Annotated in this window: 1 protein-coding gene; it reads right to left on the reverse strand. The window is 68.3% G+C overall.

Features of this window, described 5'->3' with window-relative positions; all coding sequences use genetic code 11:
* Positions 1-48: 48 nt before the first annotated feature.
* Positions 49-769, reverse strand: a 721-nt coding sequence (locus R5W23_RS10955) for a hypothetical protein (protein WP_320686355.1), incomplete at its 5' end; no start/stop codon positions are given.

The following is a 769-nucleotide window of genomic DNA, read 5'->3' on the forward strand; positions in this document are numbered from 1 at the left end:
AAATAGCTCACCTGCACCGCCACGTCCCGAGCCGCGATGCGTTCCGAATCAGCCGGCGGTGTCAGGTGCAGCGCCGGGTTCGGCCTCGGGCGACTCGAACTGAACGCCCCCCGGTGTAACCGTCGCCAGGTACACGTACATATCTCCGGACCCGGAGAGCAGGTACAGCCGCTCGCACCCCTGGAGCAGATCAGCCCGGTACACCGCGTCCGACAGGGGGGCGATGAGCGCGGACGAGGCGACCACTTGCCAGAGGAAGTACCCGTCCGACCCGTGGTATGGCGGGGACACGCGGCGGGAGAAGCTCAGCACGTCGTCGAACAGCTCCGCGACGTTGTGGTCCGCGCCCCACCCCCATCCCGGCGTGCAACACCGCTCCAAGTCAGAGCACCCGACCGTACCCTCGCGTAGCACTGCCGCCCGGAACTCTTTCTCCGCAGTCGGCGCTTGCGGGCCGGAGCCGCAGAGCTGGAACAGCTCAGGGCAGTCGCCGACAGCCAGCAGCGTGAACGCCCATTCCCGATGTAGGTGGAGGCGCTCCATCCCGCTCCGCGCCCACCCCACGACGGTCTCGAAGGTGCGGCGGAAATCGTGCCCGACCACCCGATCCCAGAACGCCCGGTTGCCGAGGAGGTCCGGGTTGTCCTGCGCGAAAGCCACCGCCAGCGCTACAGCGTGAGTTGGAGACTCGGCGCGGCGGACGATGGTCCGCACCTCCTGGAACAGCGTCTCGACGGTGTCCGGCACGTTGCCTCCGGGTGCCTTCTGT

Source organism: Gemmata algarum (assembly GCF_034097035.1).
GTDB lineage: Bacteria > Planctomycetota > Planctomycetia > Gemmatales > Gemmataceae > Gemmata > Gemmata algarum.